Origin of the sequence: Mesorhizobium sp., from assembly GCF_005063415.1 — a bacterium.
GTDB lineage: Bacteria > Pseudomonadota > Alphaproteobacteria > Rhizobiales > Rhizobiaceae > Mesorhizobium.
This window is the reverse complement of the sequence record NZ_SUEG01000420.1, coordinates 1-240: the sequence shown is the minus strand read 5'-3', so window position 1 is coordinate 240 and position 240 is coordinate 1. Positions and strand designations below refer to the sequence as shown.

General features: G+C 72.1%; 1 protein-coding gene. It reads left to right on the top strand.

The features are described from left to right. Window positions 1-240: 2Fe-2S iron-sulfur cluster-binding protein (locus E5W70_RS32880; protein ID WP_292665533.1), on the top strand; the 240-nt coding region annotated here is incomplete at both ends.

Below are 240 nucleotides of genomic sequence, written 5' to 3'. Positions count from 1 at the left end.
CGACGAGCTGCGGCTGACCGGCACCAAGATCGGCTGTGATGCGGGCGATTGCGGCGCCTGCACGGTGCTGGTCGACGGCGAGCCGGTCTGCGCCTGCCTGGTGCCCGCGGCTTCCGCCTCCGGCACCGTGGTGACGACCGTCGAAGGTCTCGGCAATGGCCGGCTGTCGGCGCTGCAGGCTTCGTTTCTCAGCCATGGCGCAGCACAGTGCGGCGCCTGCACGCCCGGCCTGCTGGTCGC